Annotated in this window: 21 protein-coding genes and 1 pseudogene; 9 read left to right on the forward strand and 13 right to left on the reverse strand. The window is 69.3% G+C overall.

Annotated elements, in window-relative coordinates; all coding sequences use genetic code 11:
* Positions 1-79 (forward strand): hypothetical protein (locus tag AC07NX_RS25180; RefSeq protein ID WP_494645754.1); only part of this gene is annotated, 79 nt, incomplete at its 5' end.
* A gap of 156 nt (positions 80-235) precedes the next feature.
* Here AC07NX_RS25180 and AC07NX_RS25185 read toward each other — a convergent pair.
* Positions 236-1,768 (reverse strand): spinster family MFS transporter, encoded by a 1,533-nt coding sequence (locus AC07NX_RS25185; protein ID WP_494645717.1) that lies wholly within the window; start codon positions 1,766-1,768, stop codon positions 236-238.
* Between the two features lie 202 nt (positions 1,769-1,970).
* Here AC07NX_RS25185 and AC07NX_RS25190 point away from each other — a divergent pair, with 202 nt between their 5' ends.
* Positions 1,971-2,150: a hypothetical protein gene (locus tag AC07NX_RS25190; protein WP_494645718.1), complete on the forward strand. Its 180-nt coding sequence runs from the start codon at positions 1,971-1,973 to the stop codon at positions 2,148-2,150.
* Between the two features lie 78 nt (positions 2,151-2,228).
* Positions 2,229-2,852: a glutathione S-transferase family protein gene (locus tag AC07NX_RS25195; protein WP_494645720.1), complete on the forward strand. Its 624-nt coding sequence runs from the start codon at positions 2,229-2,231 to the stop codon at positions 2,850-2,852.
* On the opposite strand, the gene AC07NX_RS25200 is transcribed toward AC07NX_RS25195, so the two are convergent.
* The 5 genes and pseudogenes from AC07NX_RS25200 to AC07NX_RS25220 all read right to left on the reverse strand — a co-directional run.
* Complete coding sequence (locus AC07NX_RS25200) at positions 2,849-3,508, reverse strand: glutathione S-transferase family protein (RefSeq protein ID WP_494645722.1); 660 nt, start codon at positions 3,506-3,508, stop codon at positions 2,849-2,851. The genes AC07NX_RS25195 and AC07NX_RS25200 overlap by 4 nt on opposite strands.
* 66 nt (positions 3,509-3,574) lie before the next feature.
* Entirely contained in the window at positions 3,575-4,048 is a 474-nt protein-coding gene (locus AC07NX_RS25205; protein ID WP_494645724.1) for an SRPBCC family protein, read from the reverse strand.
* Between the two features lie 26 nt (positions 4,049-4,074).
* Positions 4,075-4,416, reverse strand: coding sequence for an ArsR/SmtB family transcription factor (locus AC07NX_RS25210; RefSeq protein ID WP_494645725.1), 342 nt, complete (start codon positions 4,414-4,416; stop codon positions 4,075-4,077).
* Positions 4,417-4,584: 168 nt separating this feature from the next.
* Positions 4,585-7,008 (reverse strand): TonB-dependent receptor, encoded by a 2,424-nt coding sequence (locus tag AC07NX_RS25215; RefSeq protein WP_494645727.1) that lies wholly within the window; start codon positions 7,006-7,008, stop codon positions 4,585-4,587.
* Positions 7,009-7,175: 167 nt separating this feature from the next.
* Positions 7,176-7,487 (reverse strand): annotated as a pseudogene (locus tag AC07NX_RS25220) (pectate lyase); the annotation flags it as partial.
* On the opposite strand from AC07NX_RS25220, the gene AC07NX_RS25225 reads away from it, so the two are divergent.
* A complete protein-coding gene (locus tag AC07NX_RS25225) occupies positions 7,371-7,883 on the forward strand; it encodes a hypothetical protein (protein WP_494645729.1) in 513 nt (170 codons plus the stop codon). The pseudogene AC07NX_RS25220 and the gene AC07NX_RS25225 overlap by 117 nt on opposite strands.
* Here the strand turns inward: AC07NX_RS25225 and AC07NX_RS25230 are convergent.
* From AC07NX_RS25230 to pepN, 3 genes are all read right to left on the reverse strand, one after another.
* Positions 7,880-8,200 (reverse strand): low molecular weight protein tyrosine phosphatase family protein, encoded by a 321-nt coding sequence (locus AC07NX_RS25230; RefSeq protein ID WP_494645731.1) that lies wholly within the window; start codon positions 8,198-8,200, stop codon positions 7,880-7,882. The genes AC07NX_RS25225 and AC07NX_RS25230 overlap by 4 nt on opposite strands.
* Positions 8,201-8,207: 7 nt before the next feature.
* On the reverse strand, positions 8,208-10,730 hold the full coding sequence (pleC, locus tag AC07NX_RS25235; protein WP_494645732.1) for a cell cycle histidine kinase PleC: 2,523 nt from the start codon (positions 10,728-10,730) through the stop codon (positions 8,208-8,210).
* A 184-nt stretch (positions 10,731-10,914) separates the two neighbouring features.
* A complete protein-coding gene (gene pepN / locus AC07NX_RS25240; RefSeq protein WP_494645734.1) occupies positions 10,915-13,506 on the reverse strand; it encodes an aminopeptidase N in 2,592 nt (863 codons plus the stop codon).
* 97 nt (positions 13,507-13,603) lie between these two features.
* Here pepN and AC07NX_RS25245 point away from each other — a divergent pair, with 97 nt between their 5' ends.
* The gene (locus AC07NX_RS25245) at positions 13,604-14,119 is read left to right on the forward strand and encodes a YkgJ family cysteine cluster protein (protein ID WP_494645736.1); all 516 of its coding nucleotides are present in this window, start codon (positions 13,604-13,606) and stop codon (positions 14,117-14,119) included.
* Between the two features lie 66 nt (positions 14,120-14,185).
* Positions 14,186-15,115 carry a CPBP family intramembrane glutamic endopeptidase gene (locus AC07NX_RS25250; protein ID WP_494645738.1) on the forward strand — a complete coding sequence of 310 codons (930 nt, stop codon included), beginning with the start codon at positions 14,186-14,188 and terminating at the stop codon, positions 15,113-15,115.
* Positions 15,116-15,117: 2 nt separating this feature from the next.
* Here AC07NX_RS25250 and AC07NX_RS25255 read toward each other — a convergent pair whose 3' ends face one another.
* Positions 15,118-15,684 carry a hypothetical protein gene (locus tag AC07NX_RS25255; protein WP_494645740.1) on the reverse strand — a complete coding sequence of 189 codons (567 nt, stop codon included), beginning with the start codon at positions 15,682-15,684 and terminating at the stop codon, positions 15,118-15,120.
* Between the two features lie 135 nt (positions 15,685-15,819).
* Here AC07NX_RS25255 and AC07NX_RS25260 point away from each other — a divergent pair, with 135 nt between their 5' ends.
* The 3 genes from AC07NX_RS25260 (at position 15,820) to AC07NX_RS25270 (ending at position 19,961) form a co-directional block, all read left to right on the forward strand.
* Positions 15,820-16,935, forward strand: coding sequence for an acyl-CoA dehydrogenase family protein (locus tag AC07NX_RS25260; protein WP_494645742.1), 1,116 nt, complete (start codon positions 15,820-15,822; stop codon positions 16,933-16,935).
* A 12-nt stretch (positions 16,936-16,947) separates the two neighbouring features.
* Positions 16,948-18,171 carry an acyl-CoA dehydrogenase family protein gene (locus AC07NX_RS25265; RefSeq protein ID WP_494645744.1) on the forward strand — a complete coding sequence of 408 codons (1,224 nt, stop codon included), beginning with the start codon at positions 16,948-16,950 and terminating at the stop codon, positions 18,169-18,171.
* A gap of 77 nt (positions 18,172-18,248) precedes the next feature.
* Positions 18,249-19,961: a phospholipase D-like domain-containing protein gene (locus AC07NX_RS25270; RefSeq protein WP_494645746.1), complete on the forward strand. Its 1,713-nt coding sequence runs from the start codon at positions 18,249-18,251 to the stop codon at positions 19,959-19,961.
* Here AC07NX_RS25270 and AC07NX_RS25275 read toward each other — a convergent pair.
* The 3 genes from AC07NX_RS25275 to AC07NX_RS25285 all read right to left on the reverse strand — a co-directional run bounded on the left by AC07NX_RS25275 (position 19,958) and on the right by AC07NX_RS25285 (position 24,334).
* A complete protein-coding gene (locus AC07NX_RS25275; protein WP_494645748.1) occupies positions 19,958-21,757 on the reverse strand; it encodes a vWA domain-containing protein in 1,800 nt (599 codons plus the stop codon). The two genes, AC07NX_RS25270 and AC07NX_RS25275, sit on opposite strands and share 4 nt — an antisense overlap.
* A gap of 98 nt (positions 21,758-21,855) precedes the next feature.
* Entirely contained in the window at positions 21,856-23,469 is a 1,614-nt protein-coding gene (locus AC07NX_RS25280) for an amidase (protein WP_494645750.1), read from the reverse strand.
* 82 nt (positions 23,470-23,551) lie between these two features.
* Positions 23,552-24,334 carry an acyl-CoA thioesterase gene (locus AC07NX_RS25285; protein WP_494645752.1) on the reverse strand — a complete coding sequence of 261 codons (783 nt, stop codon included), beginning with the start codon at positions 24,332-24,334 and terminating at the stop codon, positions 23,552-23,554.
* Positions 24,335-24,491 lie beyond the last annotated feature (157 nt).

A 24,491-nucleotide genomic window follows, 5' to 3' on the forward strand; every position in this document is an offset into this window, starting at 1 on the left:
GGACCCAGGGGCGAGCGCACTGCGCCGGCCCCTGGGTCCCGGACAAGCGCTACGCGCTTTCCGGGATGACAACCAATGAGAGCGCTGATTTGGCTTGGGTATCGCCGACACGCAAGTGAGTACCGACCCCAGAGCTAGTCGCGCGATATGAGGATCGCACGACCGGCTCCGGGTTTTTGTTTTCGCGTCGTTTTCGCGGAAAACCGGTGTCCACTTTTCCGCACGATGCTCCAGCTCACGCCTGGGCCGCCGCCCGCTCGCGCATGTGCTTGACCATGCCGATCGCCGCCAGCGCGTAGTGCAGGGCGGCCCAGGCGTAGAAGCACAGCGAGACGATGATGCCCTGCTGGGTGGCCCGGGCCATGGCCCCGTGGCAGGCCTTGGCCAGGTCGGCGGGCGAGCCCTTGGGGGCCAGGCCGCCCGGGCACTGGGCGGTGAAGCTGGCCGCGCCGGGGTCGGCGAACGCGCCGCCCAGGGCCTGGAAGATGGTGGAGGCCTCGGGGTGGTTGAAATGGAACCGCGCCAGGTGGTCGATCAGCCAGCCGGTGAACACCGGCCCGCCGCCCAGGGCGATCAGGTTCAGGAAGAAGAACAGCAGGGCCGTGGCCGTGGCCCGGCGGCGCGGCTCGACCGAGTTCTGGACGACGCCGAAGGTCGGGGCCAGGTAGGTGTAATGGAAGATGCCCGGGACCAGCAGGATCAGGGCGGTGGTCTGCCAGTTCGTCTGCAGATAGGCGGTGATGTAGATTGGGGTGCAGATCAGCAGCCCCAGGGCCGGCACCAGGGCGTACCACCTGGCGCTGCGCTTGCCCGACCAGTCGGTCAGGAAGCCGCCGACCAGGGTGCCGACCCCGGCCGAGAAGCCGCCGATCAGGCCGACGATCAGGCCCACCTGGGCCAGGCCCAGCCCATAGGTGCGGACGAAATAGGGCGGCACGAACGCGCCCGAGCCGTACGAGCCGAACGAGGCGATGGTCACGCCCAGCATCATGTGCAGCACCGGCCACTTGCCGAACAGCACGGCCAGGACGGCGCCCAGCTCCTTGAACTCGCCGATCAGCGAGAAGGGCGGCTTGGGCGGTTCGACCACCAGGTCCTCGGCCTCCAGCGGGCGTTCCTTGGCCTCCGAATGGCCGCGTGGCGGCTCCTTGACGATCAGCTTGACGATCACGGCCAGCAGGATGCCGGGCAGGCCGACGATCACGAAGGCCACGCGCCAGCTGAACTCCTGGGCCAGCCAGCCACCGGCCACGGCGCCGAACATCGTGCCCAGCGGAATGCCGAACGAATAGATCGACAGGGCCGAGGCGCGCTGCTTGGGCGCGTAATAGTCGCTGATCAGCGAATGGGACGGGGGCGAGCAGCCGGCCTCGCCGACCCCGACGCCGAAGCGGTAGAGGGCCAGCTGGGCGAAGCTGGCGGCGCTGCCGCACAGGGCCGTGAAACCCGACCAGATCACCAGGGAGATCGAGATGATCGTCACCCGGTTCCAGCGTTCGGCCATGCGGGCGATCGGGATGCCCAGCAGGGTGTAGAGCAGGGCGAAGTAGAGGCCGCCCAGCAGGCCCAGCTGGGTGTCGGTCAGCTTCAGGTCGACCTTGATGGCCTGGCCGATGGTGGCGATGATCGTGCGATCGATGAAGTTGAAGGTGTAGGTGGCGAGCAGGAGCCCCAGCACCGTGGCCTTGTAGCCGTTCGAATACAGCGGCTTCGCGCCGGCTTGCGAAACAGGCGGCTCAACGCCGCCGGGCGAACTCGCCTGCGCCATCCCGGGTCTCTCCCTTCAAACATTTGTTCTAATCGTTGGGCCGACTGTAGACGTAAGGGAAGCGCCAAGGCCAGGGGGGAAATCACGGCGGTTCGGCGGCCGGCGGATGAACGCAGGACAACGACGGCGCCCAGGTCTGTTCAGGCGCGAAGGTCTTCAATGGGCCCACGGCCGCGACAGACGGTCTTGCAGGAGGTCCCCCATGCACGCCTTGCCCCGCCCGCGCCCCGAGCCGGTCGCCCGGTCCGCCGAGATCGTTCCCTTCGAGGAACTGAACCGCGCGCGGACGCTCCGCGCCCTGGCCCGCGATCCCGGCCCGCCCGGCGAGCCGCATCCCTGGGCCTATGTCTTTCCGCGACCCGCGATTGGCGAAAACCGCTAGGCGAGGACCACCGGCGTTGTCCCGGAAGGGCGCTCGGGCTAAGCCCAGGGCTCTCCCCGTTCGCCAAAGAGGTTCGCCATGGAAATCGTCGTCGGCACCAAGAAGTGGTCCAGCTGGTCGCTGCGCCCTTGGCTGGCGCTGAAGCGTACGGGTCAGCCCTTCAAGGAGACCGTGATCGAGCTGCGCCAGGGGGCCTCCGACGCCGAGATCGCCAGGCATTCGCCCAGCCACCTGGTGCCGGTTCTCAAGGACGGCGACCTGGCGATCTGGGATTCGCTGGCGATCTGCGAATATCTGGCCGAGACCTTCCCCGCCGCCGGGCTGTGGCCCCAGGACGCCGCGCTGCGGGCCCTGGGCCGGTCGGTGGCCGCCGAGATGCATTCGGGCTTCTCGTCGCTGCGCGGCGAATGCCCGATGGCGCTGGAAGTGACCCCGGCCACCGTGGCGATTTCCGAGGCCACCCAGAAGGATGTGCGCAAGATCGTCGAGCGCTGGAGCCAGCTGCTCAAGCGCTCGGGCGGACCGTTCCTGCTGGGCGACTGGTCGATCGCCGACGCCTTCTACACCCCGGTGGCGACCCGGTTCCGCACCTACGGGATCCACCTGTCGGACTATGGCGACACCGGCCCGGCCGGCGCCTATTGCGAACGCCTGCTGCAGACGCCCGAATTCCTGGCCTGGGAGGCCGACAGCCTCGCCTAGGCTTTGTCCTCGGTCGGGAACATCGCGAAATAGGGCTCGGCCTCCTGCAGCACCCGCGCGAACGACGGGCGGGCCAGCAGGCGGTCGAGATAGGCCGAGACGACGGGACGGGCCGCGCCCAGCGGCGCCACCTTGTCGGCGTAGAACAGGGCGGGGGCCGCGGCGCAGTCGGCCAGGCTGAACGCCTCGCCCGCCGCCCAGGTCCGCCCCGCCAACTGGCCCTCCAGCAGGTCGTAGGCCATGGCCAGCTGGGCCCGGGCGTGGGCCACGCCGTGCGGGTCCTTGGCGCCGGCCGGGCGGATCCGGTCGCCGACGATCTTCTGCATCGGCTCCTGGACGTAGTTGTCGAACAGACGGTCCAGCAGCCGCGCCCGCAGGGCGGCTTCCGGATCGTCCGGAATGAACCGCACCGGGCCGGGATAGGCCGCCTGCAGGTATTCGATGATGATCGAGGTTTCCGGGACCGTGCGGTCGCGGGCCTCGTCGACCAGCAACGGCATCCTGGCCGTCGGCCACAGCGCCTTGAACGCCGCGACGACCCGCAGGTCGCCCAGGTCGACCAGATGGGCCTCGAACGGCGTGTCGTTCTCGTAGAGGGCGATCAGCACCTTCCAGCAGTACGAGGCCAGTGGGTGCATGTGCAGTGTCAGGGACATGGGGGCTCCGTGGATGGTGTCGGGGACGCGACCATGGGCGCGTCCCCGGCTCGTCTTGGCCTGGCGTCAGGCGTCCTCGCCCTGGCGCTCCAGCTCGGCCGCCAGCTTTTCGTAGAGGTCCCGGCACCCGGCTTCGCGCTGGGCCGGAATGTCGTAGCCGTCCAGGAACGCGCCCTGTTCGGTATAGGTCAGGCGCGTGCCCTTGCCCTCGGGCTTCAGCTCGATCGTGGCGACCGACACCGAGATGCGGTTGCCGTCGATGTCCATGGCGTAGGCGCTGATGATCCGCTGGTCCGGGACGATGTCCCAGTAGGTGGTCTCGTTGAGGATGGTCATCTTGCCGTCGGGGCTGAAGCGGCCGCGCTCCTGGCCGCCGACCCGGAAGTCGTAGGTGTAGTCGGCCACCGGCCAGCCCTCGGACTTCACGAACCAGCGGTCGCGGGCCTCGGAATTGGAGAACGCCTTGAACACCCTGGCGGGCGAGGCGTCGTAGACGCGGTTGATGACGAAGGTGGCGTGGACAACGGAGCGTTCGGTCATGGTCTTACTCCTCGTGGGTTTGAAGGTCAGTCTTCGTCGTCGCTGGCCGTGGCGCGCAGGTACTCCCCCAGGCGGTCGAGCTTGCGTTCCATGAGCACGCGGCGTTCGTTGATCCAGGTCTCGGCGGCGCTGAGCGCCTCCGGTTGCAGGCGGCAGGTCCGCACCCGTCCCACCTTTTCCGAGCGGATCAGGCCGCTGCCCTCCAGCAGATGCAGGTGCTGCATCACCGAGGGCAGGGACATGGCCAGGGGCTGGGCCAGTTCACTGACCGAGGCCGGGCCGGCGCAGAGCCGCTCGACGATGCTGCGCCGGCTGGGATCGGCCAGCGCCTGGAACATCAGGTCGAGAGAGGGTTGTTGGTTAGTCATGTGCCTAAGTATCGTCGCGCCGGGTCGGGCGTCAAGAGATAGTTTGTTGATCGCCTAACTATTGTGGCGCACCCCAAGAAAAACGCCCCGGACGCAGGGCCCGGGGCGTTCGACGCGAGCTTGGCCCGCCGGCCAGGAGGGGGAGGACCGGCGGCGGGCCGCTCGGCCCTAGAACCGCGTCGACAGGGTGACGAACCCCTGACGCGGCGGGATCGGGAAGGTCGAATAGCTGCCGGCGGGCTGGGACACGGTGACGTTCAGGTCGCCCTTCTCCTGGCCCAGGTTGGTGATGTTGGCGCTGAGCTTCAGGTTGTCGATCGGCCAGTTGGCGGGGGTCTGGAACTCATAGCTGACCTGCAGGCTCAGCAGCAGGTAGCTGTCGACCTTCAGGTCGTTGGTGTAGGTCGCGAACCGCTCGCCGACATAGTCGCCGACCAGCTGGGCCTCGAAGGTGCCGAAGTTGGCGCTGGCCACGAACTTGTTCATCCATTCGGGGCTGCCGGGCACCTTCTTGCCGGCGATATGCACGACCGTCGGGGTGATGACGCCGCCGACCGTGGTCGAGCCGCTGGTATAGTCGTCCTGATAGACCGAGCGGTTGTAGGAGACCGCGTCGTAGAACGAGAAGTGGTCGCCCAGCTGCAGGGTCAGGGCCAGGTCGACGCCGTCGGTCTTCACCGCGCCGACGTTCTGGACGATGGCCGCGCCGCCGACGATCGAGATCGCCGCGGCCGAAGGAGCCACGCCCAGCAGTCGGTTGCTGAAGTCCGTGTGATAGACGCTCAGCTGGCCGTCGACGCCGGTGATCGGCCCGAAGGCGACCTCGCGCTTACCCCGCACGCCGGCCTCGTAGGTCCAGGCCGTTTCGGGTTCGGCGTTCCGCTTGAACTGGTCGAAGGCCGCCTGGCTCCCCAGGCTGAACGGCGACAGGCCGCCGCCGCCGTAGGTCTGGAAGTGGCGCAGGTTCTTCTGGACGTTGACGAAGGCCTCCATGCCGCCGTCCAGGGTCCACACCGCGCCCAGCTGGGGCAGGAACCACTCCTTGGTCTTGATGTTGCCCACCGGCAAGCCGGTCGAGTTGACCAGCGAGCCGACGATCGGCTGCACCGGCACCGCGCCGGTGGCGTCCTGCACGCTGCTCTTGAAGCCGCCCTGCAGCACCAGGTTCTCGCGGATGCGCCACTGGTCCTGGATGTGGAACTGGTAGACCTTGTTGTCGATCTCACTGCCGTACTGGGTGATCAGCCAGCCGGTCGGCACGTCGTAGGGCGTGGTCGGATGGTTGACGTCGAACGGGTACCAGCGGCGATAGGCCGACGACTTGTTGTGCTCGTACCAGAAGCCGGCCTCGATCTGGTGGTCGCCGATCGTGGCGTTCAGGGTCGAGATCCCGCCCAGGCGGTCGATCTGGTACTCGGTGGTGCGAGTCGCGTAGCCCGAATTGCCGAACACCTTCTTCAGGTCCTGGTTCGGGAAGTAGAAGTTGAACAGGGCCGGCAGGCCCGCCACCCGGATCGGGCCGGCGACGATGCCGCGGCCGTGGTCGTCATGATAATAGACCTGGTTCGACCAGGTGACGTTCTCGGCCAGCCTGGCGTCGTACTTCAGGTAGCTCAGATAGTCGGTGCGCTGGGCGGCGCTGAAGTAGTTGCGGTAGTTCTCGCCTTCCGAGACGGGGTAGTTGCCGGCGGCGTCCAGATAGTCCAGCGCCGCGTGGAAGTCCGGATAGAAGAACGGGCGGGTGTAGGGCTGGTAGCTGTCATAGGGCTTGCCGGGACGGCCGGGGATGTAGCGGGTGGTGCCGTCTTCGTTCGGCTCGGTCTTGTCGGAATAGGACAGGTAGAAGGTCAGTTTGCCGGCTTCGCCGTCGCGCACGTACTTCAGGTTGGCCTGGTCGCCGCCCTGGTGGCCGCGGAAGTCCCAGGCCCGGGCGTCCTGGTGGGCGTAGGCGAAGTAGGCGGTGTTGCCGCCGCCGAACGCGCCGGTGTCGACGCGCAGGAAGGTGCGGGTGGCGGCGTAGCTGCCGACCGTCTCGGCCAGCTGGCCGCCGAACTCGGCGCGCGGGTCGCTGGTGAAGGTCTCGACCGCGCCGCCCAGATTGCTGGTCGAGGCGGTGCCCAACGAGCCCGCGCCGGACGACAGGATGACCTTGCCGACCACCTCGCTGATCACCGCGCGTTGCGGCGACAGGCCGTTGTAGTTGCCGTAGCTCTGGTCGCCCAGCGGCACGCCGTCCAGGGTGTAGCCCAGCTGCTGGCCGTTGAAGCCGTGGATGAACAGCGAGGTGTTCTGCTCGTTGTTGCCCCACGGGTCGGCGGTCACGTACAGCACGCCCGGCAGGGTCTGGATCGCCTTCAGCGGCGACAGGCCCGGCAGGATCTTCTGCATTTCCGAACCGCTGAGCTGCACGGCCGAGCGGGTGGTCGACAGGCTGGTGACCAGCAGCTGCTCGACGGCGTCGGCCGGCTCGGAGGCTGGGGCGACGGCGGCGGCGGCGGCCGGGGCGTCCGCCGCATGGGCGACCGCGGCCGTCGCGAGCACGCCAAGCGCGCTCGCCGCCAGCAAGGCGTGGCGAGCAGATTTGATGAGCATGGAACCCTCCGGCCTCCGCCCCTGTCGGGCGTTTCAAGGTCCGGGGTGTTAGGGCAAGCCCGCGACGCTTCGACGAGGGTTTGGCGACGGGTTCGTGACGCTGTTTCAGCGGCGCCGCCGGATGGGCTTTTCCAGACGGCGTAGGCGTCCAGCGCCTTTTTTGGGCTGGTGTTGAACCAGGCGTAGCCATTGCGGCGCTCGAGGCTCAGCTCGTTGACGTCGTCATGGATGGTCTTGTCGCGGTCGGCGAAACGTCCGCCCAAAGCCGTCGGAACGTACCCCACTTTTCGGCCGCGCGAGGGGCAGGGTTTACGGACGGCCGAGGAGCGGCTTTGATCGCCCAGGCGACCGGAGGATGACGGGTGACGCCAGGCGCGGCGGAGGTCTTGGTCGAGAAGTTCTCCGATCCGCTGGTCGGCCGCATCGTCGCGTTCCTGCGCCAGGTCGGCATCCCGGTCGAGGTCGCGACGCTGGACCACGAGACCTTCCTGCCGGGCGTCGCCGTGGCGGGCGCCGGCCTGCGGGTGGATCCAGCCCGGCTGGCCTGGCCCGGCGACCTTCTGCACGAGGCCGGCCATGTCGCGGTTGGCGACCCGGATCGCCGCGACCAGGGCGTGTCCGATGATCCCGGCGAGGAGATGGCGGCCCTGGCCTGGTCCTTCGCGGCCGCGACCCACATGGGACTGGACGCCTCGGTGCCGTTCCACGAGGGCGGTTATCGCGGCGGCGGCAAGGCCTTGGCCGAGATGTTCAGCCAGGGCGGCTATGTGGGCGTGCCGATGCTGGCCATGTGGGGCCTGACGGTCGAACCCCACCGCACCAGGACGACGGGCGAGCGACCTTTCCCGCACATGCTGGCCTGGCGGCGAATCTAGGGCAGGTGCGGCGCGACCCGGGCCTTGAGCAGGGTCACCAGCGCCGGATCCATGAAGGCGTAGTCGTCGGGGATGTTCAGGCAGATCACGCGGCCCTTGATGTGCCGCTTGAAGCGCTTGGACAGCTTGTTGCGATGGGCGCGCTCCATCACGAAGATGAGGTCGGCCCATTCGACGAGTTCGCCGGTCAGGGGTTCTTCCGCGTCGTGATTCGTACCGGCCGAACTCGCCTCGACACCGGGCCAGGTCGAGAAGACCTGCTCGGCGGTGGGGCTGCGCAGCTTGTTCTGGCTGCAGACGAACAGGACTTTCTTCACGCGAAGGTCAGGCCGCCGCGAAGTCGCGCAGGGCCGACAGGCCGCTCTGGTTGATCGGCAGGATGAAACTGACCGTGGTGCCCTCGCCGGGCGTGGAGGTCATCTCCAGCGCGCCGTCGTGCATCTCGACCAGCGACTTGGTCAGGGCCAGGCCCAGGCCGGTGCCCTGGGTGGTCTTGGCGTGCTGGCTCTCGACCTGCTCGAACGGCTTGGCCAGGCGCGCCAGATCCTCGGCGGCGATGCCGATGCCGGTATCGGTGACCGAGACCCGCACGCGCTCGCCCAGCGGGTCGCGGCGCACCTCGGCGCGGACCGTGACCCGTCCGGCGCGCGGCGTGAACTTGATGGCGTTGGACAGCAGGTTCAGCAGCACCTGCTTTACCGCCCGATAGTCGGCCTCGACCTCGGGCAGGGACGGGAAGTCGATCTCCAGCTTCAGCCCGGCCGCCTCGGCGCGGTTGCGCACCAGGCGCACGGCGTCCTCGGTGACATCCTCCAGGTTCAGCGGCTCGAACTTCAGGTTCATCTTGCCGGCCTCGATCTTGGACATGTCGAGGATGTCGTTGATCAGGGCCAGGAGGTGCTGGCCGGAATTGTGGATGTCGAGGCTGTAGCCCTTGTAGCGCTGGTCGCCGAGCGGGCCGAACATCTCGTTCATCATGATCTCGGAGAAGCCGTTGATGGCGTTCAGCGGCGTGCGCAGCTCGTGGGACATATTGGCCAGGAACTCGCTCTTGGCCTTGTTGGCGCCCTCGGCCTTGACCTTCTCCATCTCGTACTTGCGGGCCAGTTCGGCCAGCTGCTCCTGCGAGCGCTCCAGGCCAGCGACGGCGTACTGAAGCTGCTCCTCGTTGAGGCGGCGGGCCTCCTCCTGGTTTTTGATGGCCGTGATGTCGGCGGCGGTCATCACCAGGCCGCCCTCGGCCGTGCGGCGCTCGCTGATCTGGATCCAGCGGCCGTCGTTCAGCTCGGCCTCGCGCACGCCCTTGGCGCCGTCCGGGGCCGGCTGGTCGTGCTTGATGGCCAGGGCGGCGAAGCGGTTGACCTCGTTGCGCGGCGCGCCGGGCTTGAGCAGCTTGGGTTCGAGGTTGAAGACGTTGCGGTAGTTGCGGTTGCACATCAGCAGCCGGCCCTGGCGGTCCCACAGCACGAAGGCTTCCGACACGCTCTCGATGGCGTCGCGCAGGCGGTTCTCGGCGGCCTGGGCGCGGGCCTGGGCCAGGCGCTCTTCCGTGACGTCGAGGGCCACGCCAATGATCCGCGAATAGCCGTCCTCGCCGGGCTTGCCGAAACCCTGGCCGCGGGCGTCGATCCAGATGGCGCGGCCGCCGTCGCGCGCCGGCACCCGGAACGACACGTCGAACGCCCCGTAGGTCGCGGCGTTGGCCAGGGCCTGGCGGACCTTGTCGCGATGGTCGACCGAGACGCGGTCCAGCAGCTCCTGGCCCGGCACCACGCCGCCGCCGCCCCAGCCGAACATCGCGCCGGTGACGTCGGACATGAACACCTGGTCGGCGCCCAGCTCCCATTCCCAGATGCCGCAACGGGCGGCCTCGACGGCTAGGCGGAACCGCTGCTCGCTGTCGACGAACTCCTTTTGGGCGGTCTCGACGCGGCGGCTCTGCAGCATCAGCATCAGGGCCAGGGCGATGCCGACCGCCAGCGGGGCCAGCAGTGAGAAGGCGCCTTCCATGACCTGGCGGTCGATATTGGCGACCGTGCGCGGCCGGGCTCCGGCGGCGGCCAGCAGGTCGCCCTGGGCCAGGGGCTGGACCGCGACGTCGAGGGCCTGGCCATCCACCGATTGGCCGCGCAAGGCCGTCGCCCCGGGGCCGAGGTCGTCGAGGGGCACCGAGAAGGCCTCGCGCAGGTTGGTCGCGCCCTGGATCGACCGGCCGCCGGAGGCCAGGATCCGGCCGTCGGCCAGCATCAGGGCGCTGACCGCGCCCTTGGCGGGTTCGGCGATCAGGCGAACGGGGTCGCTGGAGGCGATGACGAAGCCGCGGCCACCGGCGACCGGCGCGGCCATGACGACATAGAGGCGGCCGGTGGTCCCGCCGCCGATCCACAGGCTGCGCCCCGAGGCGCCGGCCGAGCGGGCGGCGACCTTCCAGTCGGCCGAAGGGTCGCGGCCGGCGACCGCCAGCACGTCGGTCGAGCTGACCACGGCCACGGCCATGGCCTCGCCGCCCGCCGCGCGCAAGGCGGTCTCGGCCGCGTCGATGGGGGCGTTGGGGTCGCGCTGCAGCAGATCGGCGGCGGCCGACAGGCCGGCGCGCTGGGCCGCCAGGTTGGTTTCGGCGGCGGCGGCGACCAGCTTGGCCTGGGCGGCCAGGCCCGCGCCGCCGGGCGGTGCGTTGGCCTCGTCCTTGAGGCGGCTGACGCCGAAGGCGGTGTAGATCGCCAGGAGCAGCAGGGCGGCCAGGATGGCCAGGCGCACATAGGCCTGGGACGGCGACCGCGCGGCGCGCGAACGGGCCGCGCCCGCCGCCGAAAGACCGGCGTCCGCCAGCCTTCCGGTTCTCGCCACGCCACGCTCCAACACCGATGCTCCCGCAAACCCCGGGCGAGTCACTTCGCCGACATGGTGAATCTACCGCACGCCAAAGGGGCGCGTCACCGCCGAACCGTGGTTTTGGCCGGGGATGGGCCCTTTAGTCGCAACTGTGGCGCCGAAGAATCATCCCAAGCTCGTCGCCTTGCGGGCCGGTCGCCTAGTCCAGGGCCCGGGAAACCAGCTCCAGCACGTTCTTCGACAGGCCGACATGTTCGCGGATGCGCTCCAACTGCTCGCGCATCAGGGCGCCCAGTTCGGGCACGTAGCGCCGCCAGGCCCCCAGAGGCTCGACCAGCCGGGCGGCCGTCATCGGATTGAAGCCGTCCACGGCCAGGATCTGGTCGGCCAGGAAGCGATAGCCGGCGCCGGTCTCGTCGTGGAACCGGGCCGGATTGCCGCTGGAAAAGCCCTGGACAAGGGCCCGCAAGCGGTTGGGGTTGCCGGCGTCGAAATCGGGATGGGCCGTCAGGGCCAGGATCCGGCCGATCGCGCCTTCGCCCGGATCGCGAGCCTGGGCGGCGAACCACTTGTCCAGCACCAGCGGCTCGTGCCGCCACTGGGCATGGAAGGCGGCCAGGGCCTTTTCGGCGGGCGCGCCGCCGATCGCCACCAGGGCCGACAGGCCGCCCATGGCGTCGGTCATGTTGGCCGCGCTCTCGAAATGGCCGACGACCCGTTCGACATTGACCGCGTGCGGGTCGGCCGCCAGCAGGTCGCAGCAGGCGTTGCGCAGGGCGCGCCTGCCGGCCGCGCGGGCGTCGGCCGAGAACTCGCCGCCGCTCTGCAGGTCGCCGTGCAGCCGTCGCAGCAGGTCGCCCAGATGGACGGCGATGACGGTCTTCAGATGGTCGCGCGCCCCGTGGATCGCGGCGGGATCGACCGGATCGACGGCAAGGCTGAGGTCGCCCTCGGTGGGCAGGGCCAGGAGCAGGGCCTTGAAGGCGGGATCCGACGCGTCGTCGACCAGCGCCTTGCCCAGGGCGTCGGCGTAGCGTTCCTCGCCGACCTCGTCGGCCACGTCGGCGGCGCGGCCCAGGATCAGTTCGCGGGCCAGGGTCTGGCCGGCTTCCCAGCGGTTGAACAGGTCCGGGTCGGCGGCGAACTGCACGTAGCGGTCGACCGGGCGGGTGTCGGTGGTCAGGTTGACCGGCGCCGAGAAGCCGCGCAGGGCCGAGATCACCGGCGGGCGCTCGACGCCCTCCCAGCGGACGGTCGTGGCGGCAGCGTCCAGCAGCACCACCTCGCTGTCACGCAGCACCGCGCCCGCGCCGTCGAGCAAGCCGATGGTCACAGGCACGGGCAGGGGACGCTTTACCGGCTGGCCGTTGGTCGGCGCGGTGGCCTGGACCAGGGTGATCTCCAGCGCCTTGGCCGCCTCGTCATAGGCGTGGGTCAGGGTCACCGCCGGGGTGCCAGCCTGCTCGTACCAGGCGAAGAAGTCCCTCATGTCGCGACCCGAGGCGTCGGCGAAGCAGGCGATGAAGGCCTCGACCGTGGTCGCCTCGCCGTCGTGGCGCTCGAAATAGAGGTCCAGGCTCTTGCGGAAGGTCGCCGCGCCCAGGATCGTCTTGAGCATCCGGATCAGCTCCGAGCCCTTTTCGTAGATCGTCGCGGTGTAGAAGTTGTCGATCTTCAGGTAGCTGCTCGGCCGAACCGGATGAGCCAAGGGGCCGGCGTCCTCGGCGAACTGGCGGGCGCGCAGGGCCTTCACGTCCTTGATCCGCTGGACCGCCTCGCCGCGCATGTCGGCGCTGAAGCTCTGGTCGCGGAACACGGTCAGGCCTTCCTTCAGGCACAGCTGGAACCAGTCGCGGCAGGTGATCCGGTTGCCGGTCCAGTTGTGGAAGTACTCGTGCGCCACGACGCTCTCGATGCGTTCGTAGTCCATGTCGGTGGCGGTCTCGGGCTGGGCCAGCAGCAGGGAGCTGTTGAAGATGTTCAGCCCCTTGTTCTCCATGGCGCCGAAGTTGAAGTCGCGCACGGCGACGATCATGAACAGGTCGAGGTCGTATTCGCGGCCGAACGCCTCCTCGTCCCATTTCATCGCGCGCTTGAGGGCGTCCAGGGCGTAGGCGGCGCGCGAGGCCTGGCCAGGGTCGACGAACACCTTCAGCGCCACGGCGCGGCCGCTCATGGTGACGAAGCTGTCTTCCAGCACGTCCAGTTCGCCGGCCACCAGGGCGAACAGATAGGCCGGCTTGGGGAAGGGGTCGTTCCAGACGGCGAAGTGGCGGCCGCCTTCGAGGTCGCCGGCCTCGACCAGATTGCCGTTGCTCAGCAGGTGGGCGAAGGCGTTGTCGGCTTCGATCCGCACCGTGTAGCGGCTCAGCACGTCGGGGCGGTCGGGAAAGAAGGTGATGGTCCGGAAGCCCTCGGCCTCGCACTGGGTGCAGAACCGGCCGCCGGACATGTAGAGGCCCATCAGCGCCTTGTTGGCCGACGGATCGATCTCGACCTCGGTGGTCAGGACGAAGGCGTCGGGAACCTGATGGATCGTCAGGCCTTCGCCGTCGAGGCGGTATTCGTTGGCGCTCAGGGCCTGGCCGTCGATGGCCGCCGAGATCAGCTTCAGGCGCTCGCCGTTCAGGAACAGCGGCTCGCCCGCGGCGCCGCTACGTTTGATCGCCAAGGTCGCCTTGACCCGAGTCGCGCCGGGTTCCAGCTGAAACTCCAGGGCGGTGGTCTCGATCAGGAACGGGAACGGGCGATAGTCCGAGAGCCGGACGGGCTGGGGCGTGTCTGTGCGCATGGGCGCAATGTAGGCAAGGACGGGGAGCGGGGCGAGGGCGCACTTGACCCGATCGTCGATTTGTCCGCGAGTGCCGGCCTCAGCCGGGGACGGTTCAATGGGCGGACGGGAATGCGGGGCGTGCGGCCAGTGCTGCAAGCTGATCGGCGTGCGGGAGCTGGAGAAGGCGCCGCATGTCTGGTGCCGCTATTACAAACGCGGCAGGGGGTGCGGGGTCTACGAGGTTCGGCCCCGGGGCTGCGCCGACTTCGCCTGCGACTGGCTGCTGGACGAGCGGCTGGACGACGCCTGGCGGCCCGACCGCAGCGGCCTGGTGCTGCATGCGGGCGAGGGCGGCCGGGTGATCAATGTCGAACTCGACCCGGCCCAGCCCACCGCCTGGCGACGGGCGCCGTTCGAGGCGACCTTGCGCGGCTGGGCCAGCGCGGGGGCGGCGAGCGGCCTGGAGGTGCTGATCTGGGTCGGGCGGCGCTGCTGGCGGCTGGCCCCGGCGGGCGGCGAGATCGACCTGGGCGTGGTCCGGCCCGAGATGAGTTTCGCGTCGCGCGATCGCCTGCGCCGACCGGGTTCGGGCCGTGACTGGCCGCCCGCGAGCGACGACGGGCCCATCTAAACCGTTCGTCACTTGAACCTTGGCGCGAACCCTCCAAAGGTCCGCTCTCGTCCCCAGGGCAGGTTCATGTCGCATAAGGAAGTTTCGCCATCGGTCGTCGGCCTGGACGTCGGCTCGCGTCGTTTTCTGCATCCCGGCCCGCTGCGCTGGCTGAGGGCGCTGGGCTGGGGCGCGCTGCTGTTCGTGACGTTCGTCGTCGTCTACGCGGTGGCCAGCATGGCCGGGGAGCCCGCCAAGGACGCTGGCCGCGCGTCGCTCAGCCTCGTCCTTGTCGTCGTGCTCAGCGCGCTGGGCCTGGCCCTCTACGCCGGCGTGGTGCGACTGGCCGAGGACCGCTGGCCGGGCGAACTGGGCCTGCGGCAGGCCGCGTCGGAGCTGTTGATCGGCCTGGTGGTCGGCGCGGCGATGCTCAGCGCCGTGGTCGCGGCCTTGCTGGTGTCCGGCCTCTACGACATCTCGGGCCCACGGATGTCCTCGCCCCTGGCCATGATCAATGTCGGCGTCGTCTCGGGGGTGTTCGAGGAACTGATCTTCCGGGCGATCGTGCTGCGGCTGCTGATGCGGGCCTTCGGGATCTGGCCGGCCCTGGCCCTGTCGTCGGCGGTGTTCGGCGCGATGCACCTGAGCAATCCCAACGCCACGCCGGTGGCCGCCGTCGCCATCGCGGTGGAGGCCGGGCTGATGCTGGCCTCGTTCTATGTGCTGACCGGCCGCCTGTGGGTTTCGATCGGCGTGCACGCGGCCTGGAATTTCACGCAGGGCTGGATCTGGGGGGCTCGGGTCTCCGGCATCCCGGTGGAGGAGAGCCTCTATCTGAGCACGCCGCGGCTCGGCGCGCCGGATTGGCTGAGCGGCGGCGCGTTCGGTCCCGAAGCGTCGGTTCCGGCCATGGTGATCGGCGCCGGCGTGGCGGCGGCGGTGCTCCACCAGGCCTGGAAGAAGGGAAACTTCAAGGCGCGTCCGGAACCGGCGCTGACCGCAGAGGTCTTCGACTAGGCTCAGCCCGCCTCGACCATGCTGGGCGCGGCTTCGGCCGCGGGCACCTCGTGCAGGCTCCGCTCGATCGCCGAGGCCCGCTGGGCCAGGGCGACCAGGGCCGGCGGGGCGTCCTCGGGATGGTCGGCGGCCAGTTCGACCAGTTGGCGGACCAGGGCGTGGAGGTGCGGCGCGGCGGCGATCAGCCGGGCCTGGAACTCGATCTTGCGCGGATCGCGGTCGTACTCGGCGCCCGGCGTGCGCCAGCCGCCCCAGTCGTTGGTATCGGTGACCACGACGGGATAGGTGCCGGGATAGGGATGGTGCAGGCAGTCGCTCTCCTGCTGCCACTTGTTGCGGGCCCGCAGGATGCGCCAGTTGGCGAGGCTCGCGTCGCTCTCGCCCTCGACGCGGTCTTCAGGCTTCAGCTCATGGGCCTGGAACTCGCGGCCCAGGCCCACGTCGTAGGTGACGCGCACGGGTTCGTCGAAGCCCTTGGCCCAGACCGGCACGATCTTCTCGATCGTCGCCCAGGCGCCGACGCTCTCGACCCACACCTTCTGGTTCCGCTGGAAGACGGTCTTGGCCACGCACGCGTTCTCACTGAGTTCGGGACCGCCATAAGAACCTGAAATCCTTGACGCGAGGTCAATCTTTCCCTGGGGCGAACGATCGTTCATCGTGCCTTCGACGCCGTCGCCAGAACGGCCAAGGAGGAAGTCCAGGTGGATTTCGACTATTCCGACGACCAGAAGTTCCTCAAGGACGAGGCGCGCAAGTTCCTTGCCGCCCGTTGCCCGCCCTCGGTGGCGCGCGGGGTGCTCGACGATCCGGCCAGAAGCTACGACGCCGGGCTGTGGCGCGCCGTGGCCGAGCAAGGCTGGCTGGGCGCGGCCATTCCCGAAGCGTTCGGCGGCCTGGGTCTGGGGCGGGTGGAGCTGTGCGCCATCGCCGAGGAGCTGGGCCGGGCCGTGGCGCCGATCCCGTTCGCCTCGACCGTCTATGTCCTGGCCGAGGCGGTGATGGCCCATGGGACCGAGCGGCAAAAAGCCGCCATCCTGCCTCGCGTCGCGGCGGGCGAGCTGATCGGCTGCCTGGCCGTCTCGGAAGGGCCGGGCATGATCACGCCCTCGACCCTGCAGGCCAGGGTCGAAGGCGGCAAGCTGTCCGGCGTGAAAATCCCGGTCACCGACGGCGACGCGGCCGACCTTGCGGTGGTGCTGGCCAACGAGGGCGGGCGTCCCGGCCTGTTCCTGGTCGACCTGAGGGCCGGCGGCGTGACGGCCGAGACCCTGGAGAGCCTGGATCCGACGCGCGGCGTGGCCCGCCTGACCTTCGACGGCGCGGCCGCCGATCGGCTGGGCGAGGCGGGGCGGGGGTTCGAGCTGGTGCAGGCGATCCTCGACCGCGCCGCCGTGCTGCTGGCCTTCGAACAGCTGGGCGGGGCCGATCGCTGCCTGGAGATGGCGCGCGAATACGCCCTGGGGCGCTACGCCTTCGGTCGGGTCATCGCCGGCTATCAGGCCATGAAGCACAGGCTGGCCGACATGTACGTCAAGAACGAGGTGGCGCGCTCCAACGCCTATTACGGAGCCTGGGCCCTGAACGTCGATGCGCCGGAACTGCCGACCGCCGCCGCCGCCGCGCGCATCGCGGCCTCCGACGCCTTCTGGTTCGCCAGCAAGGAGAACGTGCAGGTGCATGGCGGCATGGGTTTCACCTGGGACGTCGACTGCCACCTCTACTATCGGCGGTCGCGGCAGCTGAGCCTGGTGGCCGGTCCGCCCAAGCTCTGGAAGGAGCGGCTGGTGAGCGAGCTCGAGAAGAAGAACGCGGCTTAAGGGACCAGGATCATGGATTTCAACGACTCCCCCGAGGAAGCCGCCTATCGCCAGACCGCCCGCGCCTGGCTGGTCGAGAACGCCGCCGCCCATCGCGCCGAGCATGGCGATCCCAAGCCGACGACGCCCGAGCACATGGCCGCGGCCAAGGCCTGGCAGGCCCGCAAGGCCGCCGCCGGCTACGCCTGCATCACCTGGCCCGCGGCCGTGGGCGGGGGCGGCGGCACGCCCATCCAGTCGGTGATCTTCAGCCAGGAAGAGGCCAAGGCGGGCGTCTCCTACGGCTATTTCACCATCGGCCTGGGCATGTGCGTGCCCACGGTGATGGCCTTCGCCGACGACGCCACCAAGCAGCGCTTCGTCTCGCCCGCCGTGAAGGGCGAGGAGATCTGGTGCCAGCTGTTCTCGGAGCCGGCGGGCGGGTCCGACGTGGCGGCCCTGCGCACCCGCGCGCTTCGGGACGGGGACGACTGGGTGATCAACGGCCAGAAGGTCTGGACCACCGGCGCCCACTATTGCGACTACGGGATCGTCCTGGTCCGCACCGATCCGGACGTTCCCAAGCACAAGGGCCTGACCATGTTCTGGATCGACATGCGCGATCCGGCGGTCGAATGCCGGCCGATCCATCAGATGTCGGGCGGACGCGAGTTCAACGAGGTCTATTTCACCGACCTGCGCGTCAAGGACAGCCAGCGGCTGGGCGCGGTGGGCGACGGCTGGAAGGTGGCCCTCGTCACCCTGATGAACGAGCGCCTGGCGGTCGGCGGCTCGGCCGGACCCGACTATCGCCAGGTCATGGAACTGGCCCGCGGCCTGTCGGGGATCAATGGCCCGGCCCTGAAGGACCAGGCCTTCCGCGAGAAGTTGGCCGACTGGTACGTCAACTCCCAGGGGCTGAAGTTCACGCGCTTCCGGACCATGACGGCCCTGTCGCGCGGCCAGACCCCGGGGCCGGAAAGCTCGATCGGCAAGATCATCTCGGCCAACCAGTTGCAGGACCTGGCCAACGCTGCGGTCGAGGCCCAGGGCGAATACGGGATCCTGACCGACCCGGCCTTGGCGCCGATGGAGGCGGCGTTCCAGCAGAGCCTGATGTGGGCTCCGGGCCTGCGGATCGCCGGCGGCACCGACGAGATCCTCAAGAACATCATCGCCGAACGGGTCCTGGGCCTGCCCGGCGACGTGCGGGTCGACAAGGACGTGGCGTTCAAGGACATGCCGACCGGACGGTGATCCTGGTTCGCCGAACATGACTCGCCTTTAAGGTGCGGCTCGTTCATTCTCCCGCTTAGAGCGGCGGGAGGGCGGCGATGCGTGCGAGGGCTTCGAAGGATGGTCTGACGGTGCGGGTGATCGCCGGGACGCATGCGGCGTTGCTGGCCTTCGATCTGGCCGACGCACGCCGCGCGGGTTGCCTGGGCTTCTCGATCGAGCGCACCGACGTCGAGACCGGCGACCGCCGGTGGCTGCCTAATTCGCTGCGGTTCATGAGCGATCCCAATCCGGAGTTCGTCACCACCGCCCGCGCGCCATTGCAGAAGTTCCGCTGGGGCGACTACACGACCGAGCCGGGGCGGCTCTACCGCTACCGCGTGGTGGCCCGCTACGGGACGCCGGCCGAGATTCTGGCCCAGGGCGTACTGGCCGAGCGGCCCGGTGGCTTCGGCGCCATCCCCGGCGGCGTCAGCCTGGAGCTGCGCACCGAGGACTGCCGCAACGAGGCGACCTCCATCTTCTTCAACCGCGGCGCCGCCGCCAGCCAGGCCTATGTCCGCAAGTTCGGCGACAACGATCCCGACGACATTCCCGAAGCTCTGACCTGGCTGTCGCGCGGGCTGGAGGAAGGACTGGTCGCCTTCATCGCCAAGGCGGACGGCCCCGACTATGTCCTGCACGGCTGCATCTACGAGTTCGAGAAGCCCACCCCGATCCGGGCGCTGATCCAGGCCCACAAGCGTGGGGTCGACGTGCACATCGTCTATCACGCCCGGAAGGGCGGCAAGACCGCGGAGGAGAACCGCCACGCCATCGCCGACCTGGGCGTGACCTTCAAGACGACCCCGCGGGCCACGGGCTCGGCGATCATGCACAACAAGTATCTGGTGCTGCTGCGCAAGGGCGCGGACGACGTAGCCCGGCCGGTCGCGGTCTGGACCGGCGGGACGAACTGGACCGAGGGCGGCTTCTACGGCCAGTTGAACGTCGGGCACGCGATCTACGACCCGGCGGTGGCCGAGCGCTACGAAGCCGGCTTCCAGGTGCTGACCGAGGACCTGACGATCAACGAGACCCAGGCCCGCAACGACGTCATCACCCCCTTGCCGACGCCCAAGCGCACGGCGCTGGCGCACGGCGTGACGCCGCTGTTCTCGCCGCAGAACGGGTTCGGGATGATCGACCTCTATGCCGACATCTGCAGGACGGCCAAGGTGCTGATGGTCAGCGCGCCCTTCGCCCTGCACGAGCGGATCCGCGGCGTGCTCGATTCGCCGAGCGACGGCGCGATGCGCTTCATGCTGGCGGACAAGGAGGGGTCCTACGGCGAGGCGGGCAATATCGACCGTCTCAACGCCGATCCGGGCAACATGGCCGCGGTGGCCAAGCCGTTCGAGGGCATCAAGCTGGCCGAGTTCCAGAAGCGCAAGCTCGACCGCGACCGCCTGATGGTCGACGAGGGCTTCCACCACGCCGGCATCCACATCCACTCCAAGATGATCCTGGCCGACCCGTTCGGCCCCGATCCGGTGCTGGTCACCGGCTCGGCCAACTTCTCGACCAACTCGACCGTGAACAACGATTCCAACGTGCTGGTCTTCCGGGGCGACACGGCGGTGGCGGACGTCTATGTCGCCGACTTCATGCGGATGTTCGAGCACTACTGGTTCCGCTCCCGCAAGGACGCCAAGCTGGCGGCCCACCAGGTCTTCGCTCTGAAGGACACCGACGCCTGGTCGGAGAAGTACTTCACCCCGGGAACGCGCGAGCAGCGCGACCGCCTGGCGTTCCTGGGGCTGATCACCTAGCTCCCCTTCACATCCTTGGCCGCTCGGGTCAGCTGCACGAACTCGGCGCGCAGGCCGTAGGGGTCCTGGCCCCGCGCGCCCTGGGCCAGGTTGGTGACCGCGCCCCAGTCGAAGTCCGAAGCGACCCATGGATCGCCGCGCAGCTTCTGGCCATAGGCCGCCACGGCCACGGCGAAGCGGGTGGATTCCGGCGCGGCGGCCAGGCTGGCGCGCACGTCCCCGGCCCCGATCGGGCGCTCGATCAGTTTCGAGGACGAACCGCCGGGCGGCTTGTAGCGGATCTTCAGGAAGGCCAGCTCGCTCCCGCCGGTCGTCGGCGCCGGCTTGGCGCCATAGCGCAGCGGATCGGACGACGGCCGCGCCCCGGCCGGGGTGATCTCGTAGATCGCCGTCACCGCCGCGCCCGAACCCACCTCGCCGGCGTCGACCTGGTCGTTGTTGAAGTCCTCGCGATTGAGCAGCCGGGTCTCGTAGCCGATCAGCCGGTACTCGCTGACCCTGGCCGGGTTGAACTCGACCTGGATCTTCACGTCGTCGGCGATGGGGAACAGGGCGCTGTCGAAGTCGTCGCGCAGCAGCTTGCGGGCCTCCTGCAGGCTGTCGACATAGGCGGCCGTCCCGTTGCCGTTCTGGGCCAGGGCCTGCATCATCGTGTCGTTGTAGTTGCCGCGGCCAAAGCCGTAGACCGACAGGTAGACGCCGCTCTTGCGCTGGTCGGACACGAAGTCCTTCAGGCGCGCCGGCTCGGCGATGCCGACGTTGAAGTCGCCGTCGGTCATCAGGATCACCCGGTTGACCGCCTTGGGGTCGAAGTTCTGCCGGGCCAGGTCGTAGGCCAGCTTCAGCCCCTGGCCGCCGGCCGTCGAGCCGCCGGAATGCAGCGCCGTCAGGGCGCAGCGCATCTTCAGCTTGGAGCGCCCGTCGGTGGGCGACAGCACCGCCCCGGCCGAACCGGCATAGGCCACGATCGCCACCCGGTCCTGCGGCCGCAACTGGTCGATCAGGACGTTCAGCGCCTTCTGGGCCAGGGGCAGGCGGTCGGGACCCGACATCGAGCCGGAGGTGTCGACCAGGAAGACCAGGTTCAGCGGCGGCTGGCCGGCGCGCGGCGCGGCGTAGCCCTGGACGCCGATGTGCAGCAGCTGGCGGTCCCTGGACCAGGGGGAGGGGACCACGGCGACCGTCGGCTTGAACGGCGGTTCCTGGGCGGTGGGGCGGGCGTAGCCGTAGTCGAAATAGTTGACCAGCTCCTCGACCCGCACGGCGTCGCGCGGCGGGGCGGCGCCCTCGTTCAGGAAGCGGCGGACATTGGCGTAGGCGGCGGTGTCGACGTCGATCGAGAAGGTCGAGACCGGCTCTTCCGCCACGCGCTTGACCGGATTGGCGGCGGCGTTCGGGTAGCGCTCGGTGTCGCGGTCGCTGGGGACCGAAGGGACGCCGGAGATCACCGGCGGCCGCGCCCGATAGGCCATGTTGGGTGCGGCTGGCGGAGGTGGCGGTGGAGGCGGCGGACCGAAGGCTTCGCGCACCGGCGGGATCGGCAACGGTGGCGGCGCCGTCGTGTTGGCCGGCGGCGCGAAGGCCGGGCGGGGCTGGACGCCGCTGGTCTGGGCGCGCCGCTTGGCGGACACCGTGAGCTGCTCCTGGGCCGGGGCGACAAAACCCAGGGCGGCGCAGGCTTCGGGCGTGACCGGCCCGTCCTGGGGCGTGGCGGCGAGGCCTGGCGTGGCGGCCGGGGCGGCGATGGCCAGGGCCAGCAGGCTGACCCCGGCGGTGCGAAGGAGGCGTGTGACCATGATCTTGTTCCTCTCCCGATGACGAGGAATGATTACACCTGTAAAACGGTTGCGCCAGAGTTTGCCATGGGCTGATCGTCGTTTCGCGGGCTCCGTGTCTATGGCGCCACCGTCGGCAGGAACTTCGGTTCGATCCGCCGGTGGGTGGCTTGCTCGTAGGCGTAGCCCAGGTTCAGCAGCCGCGCCTCGCTCCAGGCCGGGCCGATGAAGCTCAAGCCCACCGGCAGGCCACCGACCTGGCCCATCGGCACGGTCAGGTGCGGATAGCCCGCCACGGCGGGCAGGGTGGTGGAGGAACCGCCGTAGTGGTCGCCGTTCAGCGGGTCGATGGTCCAGGCCGGCCCGGTGGTCGGGGCGACGAGGGCGACCGCGCCCGTGTCCTTCAGGATCTTGTCGATGCCCTCGGGCCCGGCCAGGCGTTTCCCGTCGGCCACGGCCTTGATGTACTCCGGATCGTCATAGCCCTTGGTCGCTTCCGCCTTCTCGAAGCTTTCCTGGCCGAACCATTCCAGCTCCTTCGGGGTGGCCTTGTTGAAGGCGATCAGGTCGGCCAGCGTGCGGGTCTTGACCTTGGCCGGGTCGGTCGAGGCCAGGTAGGCGTTCAGGTCGACCTTCAGCTCGGTATAGAGCACCACGCCCTCGGCCTTGCCGATCGGGCCCTCGTCGAAGTCCTTGACGTCGACCAGGGTCGCGCCCTGGGTCTTGAGGTCCTTCAGCGCCTGCTCGAACACCGCGTCCGTGCCGGGCGAATAGCCGGTGTAGAAGCGGGCGACGGCCAGGGTGACGCCCTTCAGGGCGTGCTTGTCGAGGCCCTTGGCGTAGTCGGTCTTGCGGGCGTCGGCCTCCCGGGTCGCCGGGTCGGCCGGATCGGAGCCGGCGATGGCGGTCAGCACCAGGGCGGCGTCGGTGACCGTGCGGGTCATCGGCCCGGCGGTGTCCTGGCTGTGGCTGATCGGCACGATGTGGGTGCGCGACACCAGGCCCACCGTGGGCTTGAGGCCGACCAGGCCGTTGATCGCCGCGGGGCAGGTGATCGAGCCGTCGGTCTCGGTGCCGATCGCCGCCGGGGCCAGGCCCGCCGCCACCGCCGCCCCCGAGCCGCTGGACGAGCCGCAGGCGCTGCGGTCCAGCACATAGGGGTTGCGCACCGTGCCCCCCACCGCGCTCCAGCCGCTGGTCGAGTGGCTGGAGCGGATATTGGCCCATTCCGACAGGTTGGCCTTGCCCAGGATCACCATGCCGGCGTCGGTCAGCCGCCGGACCAGCGGGGCGTCGCGGCCCGTGACGTTGTCCTTCAGGGCCAGGGAGCCGGCGGTGGTGGCGGTGTCGTCGGCGCTCTCGATATTGTCCTTCAGCAGGATCGGCACGCCGTGCAGCGGCCCCCGGACCTTGCCGGCCTTGCGCTCGGCGTCCAGGGCCCGGGCGTCGGCCAGGGCGTGGGGGTTCAGGGCGATGACGGCGTGGAGTTTGGGGTTGAATGTCTCGATCAGTTTCAGGCTGAGGGACGTGCCGGTTTCCGCCAAGAACTTGTCGTGGAGTAGGATGTTGCTGACGGGATCTGGTCCGTCCCGTCGCGTGGCGGTGATTACGATCTGTGTGGGCCTGCTGTCATCGGACTTCGCTTTTGCTTTCGTCTTGGCCTGAGCAGCCAAGACCGGCTGCGACACGCTCAGACAGGTCACAGCCGCCACGCCACTGATCAGCAAGGCCATTCGGATCATTCGTCATCCCCCTCAATTTCCCTCAACTCCCATCATCCCGGCTTTCGCCGGGATGATGGGAGGTGGTGGAGACTCAGATGAACACCGCCACGTTCTGGCGCGCAACGATCAAGGGCGCTCCGGCCCGGTCCCAGACGGTCATGTCCTGGGCGCTGTAGCCGTCGAGGGCGGTGTCGGCCCGGCTCTTCATCAGGCGCCAGCCGTCGTCGTCGACGCGTGGCGCGACCAGCACGTCCAGCGACCAGGTCATGGTCGAGATCGGGGCGCGCTCGGGGAACAGGGTGATCGCGGCCGGGGGCAGGGCGTCGGCCAGGGCGACCAGGGCGGCCAGGGAGCGGGCGGCCGGGTCCCTGTGGCGGATCCAGACCAGGAAGTCGGGCGGGCCGGCCGCGCCGATCGGCGTGCCGCCGGCGGTCTTGAACTCGAACTGTCGGGTGAAGTTGGGACCCCCTCCCTCGGGGAAGAAGTCGGGCGCGACCTCCGGGGCGACCGTGGCCGGGGCGGGCAGGTCGAGGTGGTCCAGCCGCGACTCGCGCGCCGCCCCGAAGGTCAGGATCGCCCGGGTGGCCGGGCCCTGCTCGCCGACCAGGTCGACGCCCATGAACAGGGTCGACTTGCCGCGGCGCAGGACCTCGGCGCGGATATCGAGCACGCCGGCCGCCGGTCCGACGAAGGCGAACTGGCCCGAGCGCAGCGGCGGAGCGTCGGGAACCGCCTTCAGCGCCGCCTCCAGGCACAGCGCCGCCGACAGCCCGCCATAGGTGGTGCGGCCCTGGCGCCAGTCGTCGGTGACCTGGGCGGTGAAGCCGGCGTCGGTCGGGGCCATGGCGGCGATCAGGTCGGTGTAGGACGTCACGCTGGGCGCTTTCGGTTGTTTCGCACGCGAAGGTTCGTCTTCTTTCGCTACGGAAGTCAAACGCCCCGCGGTGACGGCTTGCCCCCTCCGGCCCTTCGGGCCACCTCCCCCAGAGGGGGAGGATCTACGCTGTTCAGATGCTCCCCCGTTGGGGGAG

Source organism: Caulobacter sp. GW821-FHT09A05, assembly GCF_059418465.1.